The organism is Asticcacaulis sp. P2_C5, from assembly GCF_056404555.1.
On sequence record NZ_JBFUDU010000007.1, the window covers coordinates 212966 to 231329 of the forward strand.

13 protein-coding genes are annotated in these 18364 nt (G+C 58.2%); 7 read left to right on the forward strand and 6 right to left on the reverse strand.

Features of this window, described 5'->3' with window-relative positions; translation table 11 throughout:
• Positions 1–521: 521 nt before the first annotated feature.
• A complete protein-coding gene (locus AC1DXO_RS14275; RefSeq protein WP_476978835.1) occupies positions 522–2690 on the forward strand; it encodes a PA5441 family protein in 2169 nt (722 codons plus the stop codon).
• A 44-nt stretch (positions 2691–2734) separates the two neighbouring features.
• Entirely contained in the window at positions 2735–3418 is a 684-nt protein-coding gene (locus AC1DXO_RS14280) for a DUF3142 domain-containing protein (RefSeq protein WP_476978836.1), read from the forward strand.
• 189 nt (positions 3419–3607) lie between these two features.
• Here AC1DXO_RS14280 and AC1DXO_RS14285 read toward each other — a convergent pair whose 3' ends face one another.
• Positions 3608–5029: a sodium:solute symporter family transporter gene (locus AC1DXO_RS14285; protein WP_476978837.1), complete on the reverse strand. Its 1422-nt coding sequence runs from the start codon at positions 5027–5029 to the stop codon at positions 3608–3610.
• 111 nt (positions 5030–5140) lie between these two features.
• Entirely contained in the window at positions 5141–6706 is a 1566-nt protein-coding gene (locus AC1DXO_RS14290; RefSeq protein WP_476978838.1) for an L-histidine N(alpha)-methyltransferase, read from the reverse strand.
• A 621-nt stretch (positions 6707–7327) separates the two neighbouring features.
• Here AC1DXO_RS14290 and AC1DXO_RS14295 point away from each other — a divergent pair.
• The 3 genes from AC1DXO_RS14295 to AC1DXO_RS14305 are packed head-to-tail and all read left to right on the forward strand — an operon-like array spanning position 7328 to position 9445.
• Positions 7328–8095: a 2OG-Fe dioxygenase family protein gene (locus tag AC1DXO_RS14295; protein WP_476978839.1), complete on the forward strand. Its 768-nt coding sequence runs from the start codon at positions 7328–7330 to the stop codon at positions 8093–8095.
• A 47-nt stretch (positions 8096–8142) separates the two neighbouring features.
• Positions 8143–8949, forward strand: coding sequence for an inositol monophosphatase family protein (locus tag AC1DXO_RS14300; protein ID WP_476978840.1), 807 nt, complete (start codon positions 8143–8145; stop codon positions 8947–8949).
• A gap of 13 nt (positions 8950–8962) precedes the next feature.
• Positions 8963–9445 (forward strand): YbaK/EbsC family protein, encoded by a 483-nt coding sequence (locus tag AC1DXO_RS14305; protein ID WP_476978841.1) that lies wholly within the window; start codon positions 8963–8965, stop codon positions 9443–9445.
• Between the two features lie 315 nt (positions 9446–9760).
• On the opposite strand, the gene AC1DXO_RS14310 is transcribed toward AC1DXO_RS14305, so the two are convergent.
• A complete protein-coding gene (locus AC1DXO_RS14310) occupies positions 9761–11389 on the reverse strand; it encodes an ABC-F family ATP-binding cassette domain-containing protein (RefSeq protein WP_476978842.1) in 1629 nt (542 codons plus the stop codon).
• A gap of 512 nt (positions 11390–11901) precedes the next feature.
• Between AC1DXO_RS14310 and AC1DXO_RS14315 the strand changes: the two genes are divergently transcribed.
• The gene (locus AC1DXO_RS14315; RefSeq protein ID WP_476978843.1) at positions 11902–12882 is read left to right on the forward strand and encodes an RDD family protein; all 981 of its coding nucleotides are present in this window, start codon (positions 11902–11904) and stop codon (positions 12880–12882) included.
• A 65-nt stretch (positions 12883–12947) separates the two neighbouring features.
• Positions 12948–13124: a hypothetical protein gene (locus AC1DXO_RS14320; protein WP_476978844.1), complete on the forward strand. Its 177-nt coding sequence runs from the start codon at positions 12948–12950 to the stop codon at positions 13122–13124.
• A 1-nt stretch (position 13125) separates the two neighbouring features.
• On the opposite strand, the gene AC1DXO_RS14325 is transcribed toward AC1DXO_RS14320, so the two are convergent.
• The 3 genes from AC1DXO_RS14325 to AC1DXO_RS14335 form a co-directional block, all read right to left on the reverse strand.
• Positions 13126–14046, reverse strand: a complete 921-nt coding sequence (locus AC1DXO_RS14325) for a M14 family metallopeptidase (protein ID WP_476978845.1) — start codon at positions 14044–14046, stop codon at positions 13126–13128.
• A gap of 24 nt (positions 14047–14070) precedes the next feature.
• Entirely contained in the window at positions 14071–16329 is a 2259-nt protein-coding gene (locus AC1DXO_RS14330; RefSeq protein WP_476978846.1) for a glycoside hydrolase, read from the reverse strand.
• 671 nt (positions 16330–17000) lie between these two features.
• The gene (locus AC1DXO_RS14335) at positions 17001–18287 is read right to left on the reverse strand and encodes a glycoside hydrolase family 130 protein (protein ID WP_476978847.1); all 1287 of its coding nucleotides are present in this window, start codon (positions 18285–18287) and stop codon (positions 17001–17003) included.
• Between the last annotated feature and the right edge of the window lie 77 nt (positions 18288–18364).

Below are 18364 nucleotides of genomic sequence, written 5' to 3' on the forward strand. Positions count from 1 at the left end.
GACTGAACGACCGAAGACCCCCACCACCACCCTTCGCCAAAGCTGCGCTACGCTTCGCAATGTCTCGGGCGGTCCCCCGCCCCACTCACGGGGCGGTATAAGTATTTGTTTTTCTTATACTCCACCGCCACGCGGGGGAGGTGGCGCTGCGCTCGCGCGTCTTCGGCGCGTAAGCCGCGACGGTGGGGGGCCTTAGCTACCGCGTAAACATGGCTCCGGATTTTAGCGTCAAAGCCCTGACATCTCACACCAAAATCTTACTGAGTTTACTTGCCTTTTTTGAGAAGTGTGAATCGCCTAGCCCTCGGGCGGGGAGAAGGGAATAATCCGCATTTTCAGTGCTTTTCAAGTTTGGGGTAGTTCCAAACTCAACAGAAGTTCAACGTCTTAAAGCTGGCTTGGGAGTAACCTTTCCTCTGGACATTTCCGCACAAAGCCGTCCGGAGATGGCTGGAATTTACGTTGCGCGTTGCGGCTAACCGAAGTCTATACTGCCCTGGTGAAACTGGGGGAGGACACCCGTGGCAGGAGCGGAATTCGCAACGAAGCGTAAAGCCAGGCGGTGGTCGAGCGCCGTCGGTCTGGGCGCCATAGTCGCCTGCGCGCTCAACTTCGGCGCGGCGTTTGCTTGTAGCGATTACAGCGTTCCGAAGCTCTATTCGCTGATCCAGACTCAAATCGAGAACAACCTGCCGTTTCTCGCCCCGTCGAACGACAGCCGGGTCAATGTCCTGTTGCTTCTCGGCGATGCCGGTTTGACCCATCCGCGCCTGCCTGCGCCCATCAGCCCGCAAACCCCGCCGGATCCTCATGCCGGCCAGACACCGCTCGATTTCGATACCCTGGCCGAGATTCTCAATGATCGGCGCAAGCCGGCGGACCCGGTCAGCGACTTCGTCGAGGGCGAAGGCGACCGCTGCCGCAGCAACGCCGCCGCGCGTGACGCCTATCTGGTGGCCCTGGCGGCAAGTCCCGCCCCGAAGACCGAGCAGGCCGTTCTCACCAAGGCCCGCAACGCGCTTGGCGAAGCCTGCAACGACGACGCACGGGCCACCGTCGCCGTGCCGGCAACCAGCATCCGGTCGGAGGCGGGCAAGGCCTTTGCCCTCTATATGGGCGCCGCGGCCGACTTCTACGCCGGCGATTTCGCCAATGCGCGGTGGGGTTTCGCCAACCTGACCGACAGCCGACTGCCGTGGTTGAAGGAAGCGTCGCGCTACATGCTGGCCCGCGTTGATCTCAATGCCGCCCAGGCGACGTCGTTCGGCGATTACGGCGAGATGATACTCGACAAGGTCGACAGGGCGCCGCTGGCCAAGGCCGAGGTGGAATTCCGCAGCTATCTGCGCGACTACCCCAACGGCAGCTATGCTGTCTCGGCGCGCGGCCTGTTGCGCCGGGTGGCGTGGCTGGGCGGCGACAGCACCAAATTTTCCGACGCCCTGGGCGAGGCCTTCGCGGCCGCCGACCCGAAGGCGCGCAACGTCTCGGCGCTCGACCTGGCCTATGAGAGCGACAACAAGCTCCTGACCCAGGTGGCGCCGAAGGATATCCACGAGCCTCGCCTGTTGGCCGCCCGCGACCTGATGTCCATGCGCCAGGAACCCGGTTCTCCCGCCACATTGAGCCGCGCCGAGCTGGAAGCCCAGCGTCCGCTGTTCGCCGCTCAAAAGCCGCTTTATGACTATCTGCTGGCGGCCTACGCCTTTTACAACGAGAATGATCCAGCCGGCGCGCTGAAGATCCTCGACGCTAACCCGGCCGGGCCCAACATGTCGTCGGTCGCCTTCAGCCAGCAGGTGCTGAAGGGGCTGGCGCTGGAGGCCGTGCATAAGCCGGCCGTGGCGCGGACGCATTGGCTGGCTCTCATCCCGCTGGCCGAGCCGATCCTGCGCCGGCCGGCCATCGAGCTGGCCCTGGCGCTGAACTACGAGCGCGCGGGGGAATTGGGCGCGGTGTTCGCCAAGGGTTCACCGATCGGCACGCCGATCTATCGCGATGTCCTGCTGACGCAAACGGCTGGGCCCGATTTGTTGAGGCAGCGCGCCGGCGCCGCTAATCCGTCCCAGCACGAACGCGAACTGGCGCTGCATGTGCTGCTGTACAAGGAACTGACGCGTGGCCGCTACCGCGCCTTTGTCGACGACCTGGCCCTGATGCCGGCGACTCTGGCGGAGGTGGAGCCTTACAGCACCTTCAGCACGCCGTTGCAGGGGATGCCGCTCGATGATTTCAACTGGGCGGGTACGAATGACGGCGACGGCTTTACCTGTCCATCGATCAGGGCGATCGGCGCCGCCCTGGCGCAGAACCCGCGTGCTGAGCGCAGCCTGATCTGCCTGGGTGAGTTCCTGCGCCTCCATTCTTATGATGGCGTGCTGCGCAATGCGCCGGTCCGGGACAGGCCCGGCACGGTGCGGCCGGACGAATTGGGCACGTCGCCGTCGCAATTCCCCGGCGTAGGCATATCACGGCTCGATATCTACAGAGGCGTCATCGCCAATCCGAAGTCCGCGGCCGATGTGCGCGCCTATGCACTGTACCGCGCGATCAACTGCTGGGCGCCCGCCGGCACGAACAGCTGCGACGACGCGGAGGATCCGATCAGCATCCGCAAGAAGTGGTTCCAGACCTTGAAAAGCCAGTACGGTACCTCTGTCTGGGCCAAAAGTTTAAAGTACTACTGGTGAGGGGGTCCAGGTGGCTGCCTATAGTTCTATCGGCGCTGCTCGCTTTGTCCGGACCGGCGCAGGCTGCGCCGGTGAAGGCGGGCGATTATGACGCCTACTGGCTGTGGGCCGGGGTGACGCCGACGCCGGTGCTAAAGCAGGCGCGCAGCCTGTACATCCTGCAGGGCCAGGTCGATTTTCCGTCGCGCGATCCGCAAGCGCCCAGCCGGCTGATCGCTCAGGGTGGTGCTGCGCCGCGCGTGGGCAAAGGCGAGGTGTGGATCGTCTACCGCGTCCATACCCTGAACTGGAGCGCGCAGACCTACAAACAGGTGCTGGCGCGGGTGCAGCGCTGGCACGACAGCGGCGTTCCGGTGGCGGGGGTGCAGATCGATTTCGATTCCGCCACCCGGCATCTCGATGATTACGAAGTCTTTCTGCGTGACTTTCGCCGCCGCCTGCCGGTCGGCTACAGGCTCAGCATAACCGGCCTGCTCGACTGGAGCACGCGCAGCGATTCCGCCGTGCTCAACAGGCTCAGCGGGGTGGTCGACGAGATCGTGCTGCAAACCTATCAGGGGCGGCGCACGATTCCGGGCTATGCCGTCTATCTCAAGAGCCTCGACGGGCTAAAGGTGCCGTTCCGCATCGGCCTGGCCGAAGGCGGAGACTGGACTGCACCCGCTGCCCTGGCGACCAATCCACGGTTTCGCGGCTATGTCGTGTTTTTGTTGAATCCGCGCAACTGACCGGAGCCAATCGAGGCAGCGAATCAACGCCCATCCCAACCAGCGCTTCGAAGACCTGCCACCCCGGAACTGGAAAAGCGATCCGAACGCAAGCGCCTCAAGCCGCTTGAAAGAAATCACCTGCCGCCGTGGCCGGATACTAACACAACACCTGAGGCCAAAATCGCTTGAGGCACAATTGACGCCGAGCTATCGCTGAGACTTTGTGCCCACGCCCGAAAACAGGAAATTCACTACTAAGCTTGTGACAATTCCAAGTCCAGCCTCGTTAAATACGGCACCATATCCGCTGGCAGTCCAGATGTATGCTGCCGCAATTCCGGAAAGTATGGAGAGCAGCAGTGAGACTGCGGAATGCTTCCAGCCGAACGCCTTGATCATCACGGGGCCAGCCAAACCTGCGCCGATCTTGGATACAGCATCAATCGCAATGCTAAACACATTGCCGGGGAGTACGAACGAAAGCGCAATGGTTACGAGTCCGATGCCAAGTGTGGCAACCGTCATTGCAATAAGTGAAAACTTCTGCGGTCCAAACAATGCTCCCAACAAATCGCGCCGCAGAGTCTGCGCTATGGCGACAAGTAGGCCGTTGGAGGTTGATGCGATTGTTGCATAAACATCTGCGAAAATTATCCCCGTAGCAATGGCATTGATATTTGTCTGAAAGAAAATGCTTAGCCCCGTTTCGGGGTCTGCAATATTTGGCATCACGCCACGCAGCATGATTCCAAAGCCCGTCATTGCCAACCAAGTGAACTGAAGGAAGCCGATATAAATCCAGCGTGCAGCCTTTGTCTCCTTAGGGCTACTGCCTGCCATATAACGAGATACAATTTGCGGCTGCCCAAGGCCAAATCCAACCGCAGCGCAGGCGTAGCCTCCAACAAACCCCAAGATGGAAATTAAGCCGGCGTTCGGAAAAGGCTTCAGGAAATCAACGCCCGCCGTGGCAATATTATTTGCGAAAGCTCCTTGGTCATGGAGGGCATACCAAAACACGGCGATCAAAGCGACGAATGTACCACCAATACGAATGAAGGATTGCAAAACGTCGACATAGACACTTCCTCTAAAGCCACCGATGCTCGAATAAACGACAATAGTAAGACCAAACACGATAAGGGCCATTGTTTTCGACATATCGAAAATGCCTGACAAGAATTTCTCACCCGCTAACCACTGTGCAGCCGTGTAGGTTGCCAAGAACGTAGCCAGCAACAGTGCCACGACAATGGCAATGGACTTCGCAGCTTTCCCGCTCAAATCATAAGTTAACATCTCAGAAATGGTCGCCGCATGCGCCTTTCGCGCCAAGCTGTTCAGTTTTTCAGGAAACAAAGACCAAAATATTAGATCTCCAATCAGCCAGCTCAGAGGAAGCATGAGCCAATGAACGCCGCCAGCATAACCCAAGCCGACTGCCCCTGTAACAATAAAACCACTGTTTCCTGTAGTGCCTGCGCTGAGTCCTATCAGCCACTTATTTAGATTTCGACCCGCCAAGTCTTCTTCTCCGCTTGAGTTGCTGGCTCGAAGGCGGGCAAATATTGCAGTGCAAAAGGTCAGCGCCAACGTGGCAAAGAACACCGTTATAGTTAAACTCGGCATGTTATCTCCTTCTGGCTTGCTCTCCGCCAATTTGCGCGGCGCCAATAATACCTGCAAGGAAAATTGCGGAAGGGCGTGGAATCCTGCGGAATCGTCTATCTTGCCCTTTGGTTAATTGGTGCGGATGGCTGACGTGCCTTTGCTCATCAGAAATTCGAACATTAAGTTCTTGTATTCGGAGATTTTGTGGGTTGCAGGCATATTGCAGGGCATCCCACTATCTGCCGGAAAAAATTTGTGCTTGATCATGAGGTTATTAAATTCAGATTCGTCATATCGTCTCGATGTGACCAAAATTAATTCGCGTGCCTCCCCTAGAGCATGGCCTATCGCCTTTTTCGTCTCAAATACTACGGCAATGGTACTTGCCGCCTCGCTAACTAAGGGCTTAGGCAGGTCCGCGGTTTTTGGAAACCTAACTTGGACGAGTTTGCAACGCTCATCTTTGCTGCTGTAATCCACGTATGGAATATTATTTTCTTTGCCAAAATCTGCGTCTTTATCAAGCATTTCTCTAATTGTACTAACTGCTAAGTTTATTGTCTCGGGTCGATTGTATGTATCATCCAGATAGTTCTTAAATTCCTGGGAATTAACGTCTCCAAATTCAGTGCCAATAATTAACACATCACCCTCTTTGGCAACACTTTTTAATGAGGATAAAATTACCTGCTCCTCAACATTATTAATTGTTAACCCTAGTATAAAAAAAACTGTGTTACTTCCGATTTTCTCATGAAAGGCCTTTCTGTAATGCTTTATATTTTCAAAATCTGCGCAACATGGGATAAATTCAACGCTGTTCTCGAAATGTGAAACACGTGCAGTCTTTTTTAGGTTAATTATAGAATCATATAGCATGTAGAAACTACTATCGAATACAAAAAATTTCAATTTATTATCTTGTGTGTGCCTATTGTTCTGCATAATACTATTAAGTATTTTTAATTCCTTTTTTGAAGCGCCGGCACCTAGAATTACGACCGATTCAATATTTCTAGTATCAAGTATATTGTTCCACGATTCACTATTTAGGCGCAATTTTAAAGCATCTTCACAATGAACATAATATTTGTATAGCTCAGCATAAATTAATTCGTTCCAATTATCCACAGAGTCTCTAGAGATATACATATATTTCTGATCAACCACCCCATTTTTAAGCCACTCTTTTTGAGGATTTACATTATGTGATGACAAATCTACTAAGAACATTGCGTGATTAGAAATATCAAACCGATTGGTATATTGCATAAATTCTTGCGATTTTATTGACCTTGAGTTGTGCCCGTTAAAACTTTGAATATGGGCAACCTCCTCTTTATCACTATAGTCTTTCAAAAATCTTTCTGCTATTTCGTTGCCGAGCATTGAAAGAAATTCAAATGGATTTGCTTGAAGATACGCTTCGGCATTTACAAATGCATTGTTAGTAGCAATCATATCGGTCGGTAATAAGAAATTTAAAAGTGTTTCAAATATTTTTGTCTTTGGAGAGGTGCGATTCCTTTTTCGTATTCTCTCCCAGCCATCAAAAAGAGCCTCAAGCTCCAATTGCTTTTCAACAGATTCATTTTTGAAATGCTCCTCTATTAAGCCGGGGTTATCGTATTTTCCTAAGGACCACCTGATTATGAGAAATTTTTCTCTTATAAAACGGACATTTTGGCCGGCCATGATCCCCTCCCTGGAGTTTCGCCTTTGGGATGAATATTACACATCATTCAACCGTGTCAATTGATGTGTTACCGCGGAAAAGGGTGGGGAAAGCTTGGAAAGCCGTTTTCCGGAATTTGCCAGGCCCTAACAGATATTGGTCTGATGTGGCAAAAGTCTAGTTCCTTCAGTTGGCTGACAAATTCCTCATGTTGCATTTGTCGCTTTTCGAACTTGTCTTATGCTTGGAGCAAGCAACGACTTGGGCAGGCATCGACTTGTATTTGCCAATCCAAAAGAGGAATTGTGAGATGAAAACGGCATACTTCATCGATGCAATATCAGAAATAACCGAAATCTGTCCGGTTATTTCGAGACAACGCATTGGCATAAAGTTTTGAACTAAGTAGTCGGAGGGACGACGCTCTGACAGGATCTCAATCGTCCCTCCTTCCGTGCAACTAGCCGCAACTCGGCCAATCGACGAAAGGACAATTACCATGTCTTCGGGAGATGACAAAAGCATTAGGCAAAACCATTCCGACTCGTTGTCACGAGGGATCGTAATTCGCTTCGTACTTCAATGAATAGCAGCACTCGGCTCATGCAGCCAAGCCAGAACTAGAAAAGGAGTCAAATGTGATGCCCCACCAACAAGCTACAGCTTTGAGCCATCGCGCTCAGCAGGCCGTGCAAGCGGCGAATCCTTACGACGCCCTGAACCATCCGGGCTTTACCTATTTTCCCGCTGCGGCGACCCGTAAGGCGGTCAGCGAGATCATCGGCGTCCCTGTCGATGAACAAGTGTTCTGGAGTAGTTGGGACCGCCTCTCCCTCGATGAGTACATGGCCGACGGCGGCACGTACCGTACGCGCAGCTTCGACACGTTCGAAGTGCGCGAGCCGAACGGCACGCTGTTCCGTACCGAACCGCGCCCCCATTTCCAGCATACTGATTTCAACCAGTTGAACGGTGGCGTCTTCCGCTTGTTCGAACCTGCGGAAGATGAATTTGTCCGCAGCGAAGCTTTCCAGACTCTGCTCGAGATCAGCCGGGCGGCGTTCGAGCGCACCTCTGATATCCGCCGCTGGCGTTGCGAAACCCACCAGTTCCGCATTACTACGTCCGCTGACGAAACCGGCCAGCCGACCCCTGAGGGCAAGCACCGCGACGGCGTAGACTTCGGCTTCATCCTGCTCGGCCGCCGCGTGAATGTCCGTGGCGGCGAAACGACCATCGAAGACGATGCGGGCAACCTGCTTGCGAAGATTACCATGCAGCAGCCCTTCGAGTGGATATTGTTCAACGATTGGCGCATCCGCCACGCCGTTTCGGCGATTACGCCTGTCGATCCTGCCAGGCCGGCCTATCGCGACACCCTCGTCGTGACGTTCAAGGCGTTGCCGTAAAGGCAACGCCCTGCCCTAAGATCAACCCCCATCACCGAGGAATAGACGTGAAACATTCTGATCAGGGCTTTGCCATCATTGCTAAGGAAGCGGCTTCTGCCGCTTCCGCTTTGATCATGGAAGCCTTTCAAAACCCATCGCGGACCGCGAACGAGAAGTCCGACGGATCGTACGTCACCGCCACCGACTGCGCGGTCCAGGCCGCAATCATCGAAATCCTGATGAAGGCGACACCGGACTTTGGCCTTTATGCAGAAGAATCGGACGCGGCTGACCGGGTTCGCAAAGACTACACATGGATTGTGGATCCGGTCGACGGTACCCACAATTTTCACTACGGCATACCGTGCTTCGCATCCCAGATCGCCCTGGAGCATAACGGGCGTGTGGTAGCTGCGGCCATGGCCCTACCTGCGGAAGGCCTGATTTTGCATAGCTGGCGCGGCGGCGGAAGCTACGCGAATGGCGAGCGGCTGAAGGTGTCAAACCGTCCCATGAGGAAAGGTGTTCTCCTTCTGGAAACACGCTGGTCCGACGCTGACCTCCAGGTTGCGAAGGCTTTCCGGGGCGAGGCGCATGACATCCGCGTCATCAGTTCCTCGTGCGCCAGCCTGGCTTATATCGCGCTTGGCCGAGCAGATATGCTGATCGATTGGGACGACAAGCCGTGGGATCTGGCGGCTGGCACCCTGCTGGTTGATGAGGCCGGAGGGGCAACAACCGACCTTTCTGGCGGGGCGTTCAATGTATACGAGCCCCGCTGCATTGCCACGAATGGCGTCTGCCATCCGGACGTTCTCGCCCGCGTTACAGCGTCCGGGGCGTTCTCACACCTGACCAATAACCTGAGCTGAAAAGGAGACCGAGATGACAAGTGCATACGAAGACTGCCGCCGCCTGCTCGACGCCGCCGGAATTGCGTACATCGATATCGAACACGAACCCGAAGGACAGACAGAGGCCGTCAGCCTGCTACGCGGCCACCCCGTTAGCCAGGCGGCTAAATGTATCATTCTTATTGTGAAGATCGGGAAGAAGCATACGCGCTTCGTGCTCGCGGTGATCCGGGGAGATGGAAAGATCGACATGAACAGGATTCGCGATCTGTACTCTGCTACCTACGTGGGTTTCGCGGGGCGGGACGTTGCAGAGCGGCTGGCTGGAAGCCCCATGGGCACAGTTTTGCCGTTTGCGATGACTGAAGAACTTGCCGTACTTACAGATCCTGCTCTTATTGCCCAAGACATGTTCTACTTCAACGCCGCACGGCTTGACCGCTCCCTTGCTATGCGGTCGGAGGACTACGTGGCGTTCGCAAAGCCAAGAATTGAATCAATTGCCTCATACTGACAGGGAACGGTTCGGCAGAGACGAAGGAAACGCAGGTACAGGCTGCAACTTGGTGGCCTTAATCTGCGCCGTCTCTGTCGAGCCGACTCAATCGCGCCATGCCGACAGCACCTGATCAGGCCTCTCCGATCGTCAGTCACTACAGTATTCCCCGCATTTCCCGTATTTCGTGAACAGGTTATGGCATGCTTATTTCGGGAGTTCGGTGCCACGTTATCAAATGCGGTAATTCCGCCTTTGGCGCTTAGCGATCCATAATACCGTCGAGCACCGACAAGCGGCATACCAGAGTGCGCCCGACATTTAGCGCCCCGACTAACCGTTCGGGTGCAGCCCCGGCGCTTCCTGGCCGGTGCGGGCGACATATTCGGTATAGCCGCCGCCGTAGCGATGCACGCCTTCCGGCGTCAGTTCCAGCACGCGGTTCGACAGCGCCGCCAGGAAATGGCGGTCGTGCGAAACGAACAGCATGGTCCCTTCGAAATCCGCCAGGGCGGCGACCAGCATTTCCTTGGTCGCCATGTCCAGGTGGTTTGTCGGCTCGTCAAGCACCAGCAGGTTGGGCGGATCGAACAACATCTTGGCCATGACCAGGCGCGCCTTTTCGCCGCCAGACAGTACGCGGCAGGGCTTCTCGACATCGTCACCGGAGAAGCCAAAACACCCCGCCAAGGTGCGCAACGGACCCTGGCCGGCTTGCGGGAAAGACCCATCCAGCGACTCGAAAATCGTCTCTTCGCCGTCCAGCAGATCCATCGAGTGCTGCGCGAAATAGCCCATTTTCACGCTGGCGCCGACGGTCACCGTTCCCTGGTCGGGCGCCACGCCGCCGGCCACCAGCTTCAGCAGGGTGGATTTGCCGGCGCCATTGGCGCCCAGGACACACCAACGTTCCTTACGGCGGACCTGGAAATCCAGCCCGGCATAGATCGACTGGCTGCCGTAGCTCTTATGGACGTTGCGCAGGTTCAGAACGTCGTCACCCGAGCGCGGTGGCGTGCGGAAGTCGAACTGGACCGTTTGGCGCCGGCGGGGCGCCTCGACCCTTTCGATCTTGTCGAGCTTCTTCACCCGGCTCTGCACCTGGGCGGCGTGGGAGGCCCGCGCCTTGAAGCGCTCGATGAACTTGATTTCCTTGGCGAGCATGGCCTGCTGGCGTTCGAACTGTGCCTGGCGCTGCTTCTCGCTAAGCGCGCGTTGCTGTTCGTAGAAATCGAGATCGCCCGAATAGGTGATCAGCGAACCGCCGTCGATCTCCACGACCTTGTTGATGATGCGATTCATGAAGGCGCGGTCGTGCGACGTCATCAGCAGGGCGCCGTCATAGGCCCTGAGGAAGGCCTCCAGCCAGATCAGGCTTTCGAGGTCCAGGTGGTTGCTGGGTTCGTCGAGCAACATCCCGTCCGGACGCATCAGCAGGATGCGGGCCAGCGCCACGCGCATCTTCCAGCCGCCGGAGAGCAGACCGACATCGCCGTCCATCCGTTCCTGGCTGAAACTCAGGCCGGCCAGCACTTCGCGCGCCCGCGCTTCCAGCGAATAGCCGTCCAGCTCCTCGTAGCGCCCCTGCACCTCGCCGTAGCGCTCGATAATGGCGTCCAGGGCGTCGGCCTGGTCCGGATCGACCATCGCCGCTTCCAGTTCCGCCATTTCGGCGGCCAGCGCGCTCACGGGGCCGACACCATCCATCACGGCGGCGACAGCGCTTTGGCCTGACATTTCGCCGACATCCTGGCTGAAATAGCCGATCGTCATGCCGGGATCGATGCCCACCTGTCCGTCGTCGGGCTGCTCCTGGCCGGTGATCATGCGGAAGAGCGTCGTCTTGCCGGCGCCGTTGGGCCCCACCAGCCCGACCTTCTCGCCCTTCTGAACGCCCATCGACGCGTCGATGAACAGAATCTGGTGGCCGTTGAGCTTGCTGATATTGTCGAGGCGGATCATGCGGTTCTTACTGACTAAACACTTGGGACGGGCGTGCGGCCGCATTTACAGTGGCGCGGACGTTTAGGGAAGGGCGAGTTTGGAGGCACAGAGACTTTGTCTGCCTCTCCGGCTCAGACCAAAGGCCGCTGATTTTGACTAATTTTTTGACATTCATAAGCGCTCTGAACTTGGTAAGGCCCCCCTCCGTCAGCGCTAAGCCTCTTTCACGACCTGAAGGTCGTAGAGGCTTGCGCCGCCACCTCCCCCGCGTAGCGGTGGAGTATAAGTAAAGTAAACAATAGCTTATACCGCCCCGTGAGCGGGGCGGGGGACCGCCCAAGGTCAAGCGTAAACGAAGTGAAGCGCCGACCTATGGGTGGTGGTGGGGGCCTTCCTGTCGCTGTTCGCAGAAAGTAGAAGATTGAGGGCGGAATAGTCGCCCGTCAGCCTTCGTCTCGTGGCTTGTTTGCAAACGCACGGGTTTGCAGTACACTCGTCCTGACTTGGGGACCAAGACATGGGGGGCGGGGATGGCTACGGATAAACCTACATACGTATCGGGATTTTGGCCGCGCGTCGGAGCGTGGTTCATCGACGCCCTCGTGCTGGGGGCCGTCGGCTACGGTATCGGCTGGCTGGCCATGGATTACGTCTCACCGCTCGGGGCGAACGGCCGCTTCATCGGCCTGGCGATCGGCGTCCTCTATCACGGCATTCTCGGCAGCAGCCTGGGCGGCGGGCGAACGATCGGTAAGCGGGTGCTCGGCCTGAAGGTCGTCGGCCTGAACGGCAAGCCGCTCAACCTGTTGGTGGCCCTGTGGCGCGCCCTGTTCCTGGTCGGGCCGGCCATCCTCAACGGCTGGTACTTCAATGTCACCGATCCTGTTCTGGTTCAGGTCCTTACAGTCGTGTGTCTTACGGCGGTGTTTGGGATTGGTCTGGCGCAGATCTATCTGCTCTTGTTCGGCTGGCCGGCGCGTCGGCTGGTCCACGACCTGTTGTCCGGCTCGATCGTCGTCCGCGCCGAGACCAGCGAATTCTCGCCGCCGAAGACGGGTGTCCATGCCCTTGTGGCAGCCGTCCTGGTTCTGGCGGCGTTGGGCCTGGCGCTGGCCGGGCCGGCCATGCTCAAGAGCTGGATGCCCAAGATTGATACGCTCTTGGCGCCGCAACAGCGCGTCGTGGATGCCGTCGGGAAACTGCCAGACGTTGGCGATGTCTCGGTCATGGACAACACCACGACCTTCTATTTGGACGGTCAGCAGACGAAAAACCGGATGCTGGTTGTCACCGCAAGGACGGGCAAGTGGCCGGCCGACACCGATCCCTTAATGGCAAGGATCGGCGCCGAGACGGTCAAGGTCTACACCTTCGCGCCTGAGCAGAGGCTGATCGTCAAAATCGTCCATGGCTTTGACCTCGGCATTGCCAGCTATACGGAGGCCCGGCAGATGCCCTACACGACCACCTGCACCACAGCTGATGCTAGGTGTCTGGAGAGAGACGAGTAGGTACGGGACGCCTGTTGAGGCAAATCTTAAGCCCGATCGCTTAGGCTCAGCGTCTGGAGACGCCCATGCCGATCGAGCAATGCCGCAATATCATCCTGCTGTACCGCCTGCGGGACCGCGCGCGCAACATGATCGCGGCGCACCAAAAGGCGGGCAACAAGACTGTGGCCCAAATCTACAGACAGATTGACGACTGGCTTGCGGTCCAGATGTCGCACGCCGTATCCGACGGCCGGAGATGACCTAACTGTCGGCCAATGCGTAGTCCAGGGCCGCGCACACTGCGGCCACCTGGGCGTCGTTGCAATCCTCGGATGTGACGCTGGGGCTATCCGGATAAACCTCGGTGATGGTCGTGTAACGCGCCCCCGTTATGCCGGTGCACAAGCCCTGTTTCGCAACCGCATATTCAATCACGCCGGGGGCGACAACCGGGGAACCGATGATGTTGCCATCCGCATCCGCCGGCGCGATATGGGTGACCTGTTCCACTGCCGCAATAATGGCCTCCTGAAACGCCGGTTGCGGGTTCTCGCTGTCGTCGACCAGATAGAACCCGTCAGGGATGACGTCTGGTTCGAAGGGCGTACCATCACGCGCCGCCAGGGCCGGCCTGAATTCACTTTCGTCGCTGTCGGTCGTTTCATGCAGGTCGATATGGAGCAGGAACTGGCCATGCAGAGGCGCAACCAGCTCGATCAGGGCTGTGCACTCGCGGGCCGGGCCGTCGGCGCGGAAGTTGCGGTTGGGGTCCAGGGCATCGTAATTCCATCGATTGATGCGTTCATAGCCCCAGGGGCTGACGCATGGTGCCACCAGCAGATTGATCCGGCCGGCGTAACTTGCAGCGTGATCTTCCAGGAACGCCAGGGCACCCATGACGCCGCTCGTCTCGTAGCCGTGGACACCGCCCGTCACCAGGGCAACCGGTAGGGCGGCATTCCAGTCGCGTGAGCGCAGAGCATAGAGCCTATAGGTGTCGTCGGCATAGTCGAGCTGGCCGTATGTGGTGACGTCAAAACGGTCCGCCAGCGCTTCGATTCTGGGCACGACGTCCTCAGCATAGCTGCGCAGACGCACGCGGCGTTCACGCCACGCGATTCTTTCGGCGTCACCCCACGGCTGTCCGGGTACGCCAATGGGGTAGAAGGCTGTCGTTGTCATCGGCTGTCTCTCGGTCGGTTAGGGTTAGGCCTGGTAGGTTTTTGGCGGCTGGCCGGGCAGCCATGCGGTAATACTGGTCGCCGGCAGGGTCACGCCGTCGATCATATAGGGTGCCACCGAGAAGTTGGCCATCAGGCGGCTGCCGTCGCTGAAGGTCGTCGCCTGGACCTGACGGTCGTCCGACAGCCAGGCAAAGGTTTCAAGCGTCTTGTCGTAAAGGGCCTCGTGCAGCGGGCGGAAGAAGGCGTCCTGCTTGACGATCACCGGCAGTCGGTCCTTCAAGGTGCCGGCGCTGAGGTGATAAAGCGGCGGGACATTGTACAGCAACTGCGTCAATTCGCGCTGGGCCCTGACATTGCTGAGCTTGAGATTGTCGAACCACCAGTGGTGGGTGGTGATGACCGAGCCATGGAACACCGTCTGGTACAGGGGCAGGCGATGTTCCGGCGCGAACCACACCTCGGCATAGATTGGCTTGATCGGCACGGGTTTGAAGAAGACCGACGGTTGGCTGCCGGGCCACCAGTTGCCGAGATACCAGGGCGAGGTCGCGGTCTTTTGCATGTCCGGATCGCCCCAGATGACCGGGGCTTCCATGCCGTGGGCGAAGGTGATCCCGCCCGTGGTGATCGCCTTGCCGTCCTCGGACCCCAGCGGCAGTTTCATCGTCTGCGACACCCAGCGCGCGGCGTCGGCATTAGCGACGGCGTTCTGCGCCATCGTGCTCTCATGGCCGGGGCGATAGTTGTCGAAGACCAGGCCAGACGCCGTGACGTCGAGGAACCAGCTGTTGAAGCCCGTGGCCTGCTGGATGGCGGTCATGCGGCCCTCCATCATCGGCCGTGTGCACACCGTGTCGACATAGACACCGGCCTGCTGGAAACCCGGCTGTAGCTTGCCATCCTGGCGGACAACGCCGCACGTCTCGAAGACCGTCTTGCCCAGTTGCGATGTCGCCCAGTCGGGCCGGTCGCCGGGCTTGATGGCGCCGCCATAGGTATCATAGGGCCCGATCAGATAGCCGGCATTTACCGCGGCCTTGACGGCTTGGGGCTGCCACAGGCCGCCTTCCCAGCCGTCGCCGAGGCCGATCCACAGACGGCTGAGGCCTGAGTTTTTCAAGGCGCCAACGGTGCGCTGTGACAGGCCCAGTCCCCAGGTCGCCGGGTCAGGTGCGAGCGTAGTGCCGAAGGTCTCGACGATCTGGTCGCGCAGGTCGGGATAGGCGGCGACCAGGGACGGCGCATCGGCTGTATCGGTCTGCCATTGTTGTCGCGCCAGGGCAGTGACGGCGGCATTGAGCGACGCGATCAGAGCGTCTTTTTCAAAGGCTGGTGGATTGGGCTTGGCGGCGTTCAGTTGTTGAACAGCCTCGGGCCCGAATTGCGCGCGCAGGTGGACGGCCAGGGGCGAAGGACCGCGCAGGACGTTGAGAAAGGCCGGCCAGTCGCGGACGTCGGCCGATGACAGCAAGTCATTGCCCCACAGATAGATATGCGACGCGCCGATCAGCTTGGCGGTATCGGGTGCGGCGGCAATCTTGTCTGTCAGGGATTCCCAGGCGTCGGTTTCGATGCGATGACGACGATAACGTTTGGCGCCGGCCAGCAAATCCGGCCCGCCGAGATGCAGGGTCAAGGTCATCGGCGTTGCAGGCGCCAGGGTGGTGAAGGCGTGGCTGACCTTGAGCTGTACGCCGTCGCCGTCGGGCGTGAAGGCCAAAAGGTTGTTGAAGGGATTGGTCAGCAGCCAGTGCAGGGTAAAGTCGCCGTGGTCGAGGCCCCATAACGGCGTGGCCATGTCGTCGGTCGTGCTCATCTCTGACTTCTGATGGGTCAGGTAGTCGCGCCATGTGGGGTTGCCGGCGGGAGCGTAGCTGCCTTCGGCGAGGGGCAGGATCAGCCCACGGCCCGTGGCGGCGGCCGGCTGGTCGATCAGGTCAAGCGTGGTGGCCTGGGCGGCGGTGACGGTGATATTGAGATCTCGGCCGTCGAGTTCGGCCGTGACCTGGTGCGGTGTTTTGCTGCCCGGTGGCTTGCGGGACCAGGTGGCACGGGTGGCGGACTGGGTCGTATCGAAGATGTCGGCCGGGCCGCCGCCGCGTGAGACGTTGATCCATGCCTGTCCTGCCGGTTGGACGCGGATGGCGAGGCTGTCATGGTCGATCTCAATCTTCCACAGGTCATTGGCGAGATCGACAGCCGGCAGGAGGGTCAGGGGACTTGCGGTCTGGGGCAGGGCGGCTGCTGCCAGGCCGGCGGCAAGAAAATGGCGGCGCTTCATGGTGCGTCTGCTCCGAATATGTCTGTATAGGCATCCTGAGCAATACGAGGTTCAGTTCGGCATATCAAACCGTTCATGAATAAACGCCTTTGCTCTACCATCAACCCACATAGCCTTTCGGCAAAAGATGGTGTGAAAAACATGTTCTTCATGTGAAAAGGACGTTTTTTTGTCGTTTTTCATGAAAAACATATCTCATGAGTTTTCGGCTGAGGCCGTGGAATTTCGACCCGCAAAGCACTGAGAGTAACCCACCCACGTATCTCTTGAAGAATGTCTTCGAAAACACAGGCTTGAGGTAACTCCCAAGGTGGGCACTTTGGAGCCTGAGATCGGTTCTAACGGAAACGCCGAAGCGCGGGAAAGCAAGAAACCCCACCACCACCCTTCGCCAAGCTACGCTACGCTCCACAATGTCTCGGGCGGTCCCCCTCCCCACGCTTCGCAAGGGCTTCGCGCAGGGATGTATAAGAAAGCTCGAGTTCGCCTTCTTATACATCCCTGGCCCGAAAGGGCTGGGGAGGGGGACCGCACGAGCGCGAATTGGTGATAGCCAATGAGACGTGAGATGTGGTGGTGGGGTTTCTTGCTTTTTTGCGCGAACGCCAGTTTCCACCTTGAAAGTTGCCACAAGTGACCTCAACCAGTCTTCACTAGTCCCGTAAGAACGCTCAAAGGCCCAGATGCTTCAGCAAATCGCTGATCTTGATCGACGCGAAATGGATGCTCGAATCAGCCACGCCATAAGGCAGGAACAGCCAATCACCGCAACGCATGGCGCCGCAGGTGTAGATGACATTGGGGACATAGCCCTCGCGATTGTCTTCCGACGGCGACAGCAGGGGTTCCTTTGACCGCGCCAGCACCTTGCGCGGGTCATTCTTGTCCAGCAGCATGGCGCCCAGCGAGTAGCGCCGTACGGCGCCGACGCCATGGGTAAGGACCAGCCAGCCTTCGTCCAGTTCGATCGGCGATCCGCAATTGCCCATCTGGATCAGCTCCCACGGCGCCAGCGGACTGACCAGGAGATCACCATTGTTCCACGTCAGGCGATCGTCAGTTTCGAGGTAGAAGATGCTTTCGTGATCCAGCCGGCCGACGGCGGCATAGCGGCCATTGATGCGGCGCGGGAACAGGGCCAGTCCCTTGTGCTGCGATGCCGCGCCGCGGAACGGCGTCAGGCGGAACGAGCGGAAATCGCTGGTTTCAAAACATTCGCACGCCGTTTCGCGGCCGTTATAGGCGGTATAGGTGCCCATAAAGGTCGAGGCGCCGTTGTCGTCCGTGAAGCGGACCATGCGCAGGTCTTCCAGGCCGTTGGACTGGGCGCGCGTCACCGGGAACAGGACGGTTTCGGAGATTGGGCACGCCTGGTGGCCGTGGATGGTGACCGCCCCGTCCAGCGGCGCATTGGCATTGGGCTTGGCGGCCACGGCGATCGAGCTGTCGGGCTTCAGTTCGACCGTGCCGTCGGGGTGGAAAGTGCCCTCGCGGAACGAGATGGTCGAGACGTGGCCTTCGCCGACCGTCCGCGTCGACATGATGAAGTTGGTCGCGCCCACCGGTGCGCCGGTCTGGTCCGGATGCGGCACCACGGACGGATTCATCACGGCCGCTGCCTGATAGCTGTATTCATGACAGAAATAGGCGCCGATCAGCGCCATATGGTCTTCGTCCAGCGTATCCATGCCGCCCTGGATCGCCTGGATCTGGCGAAAGCGGTCGAGGAAGATGCCGCGCGTCTGCCAGTGCCGGCCGGTGAAGTCGCGATTGACGACTTCCAGTTCGGTGGTCACCTGCTCTCCCGGCATGGCGATAATGGCGTCGCAGATCCGCGTCACCCGCGACATGGCGCCCATGGCGCTGTTGTGCGAGGTCAGGGAGATGCCGAAGGGCAGAATGACCACACGCTCCGGATTGGCGCGCAGGACGGTCGGGCTTAAGGTCATGTCGGTCATCTGTAGTCCCCTGATAAAAGGTGTTAGCCAAAACACGCAGGCCCAAAGCATAATAAGGAGCAAAATGCCAACGCATC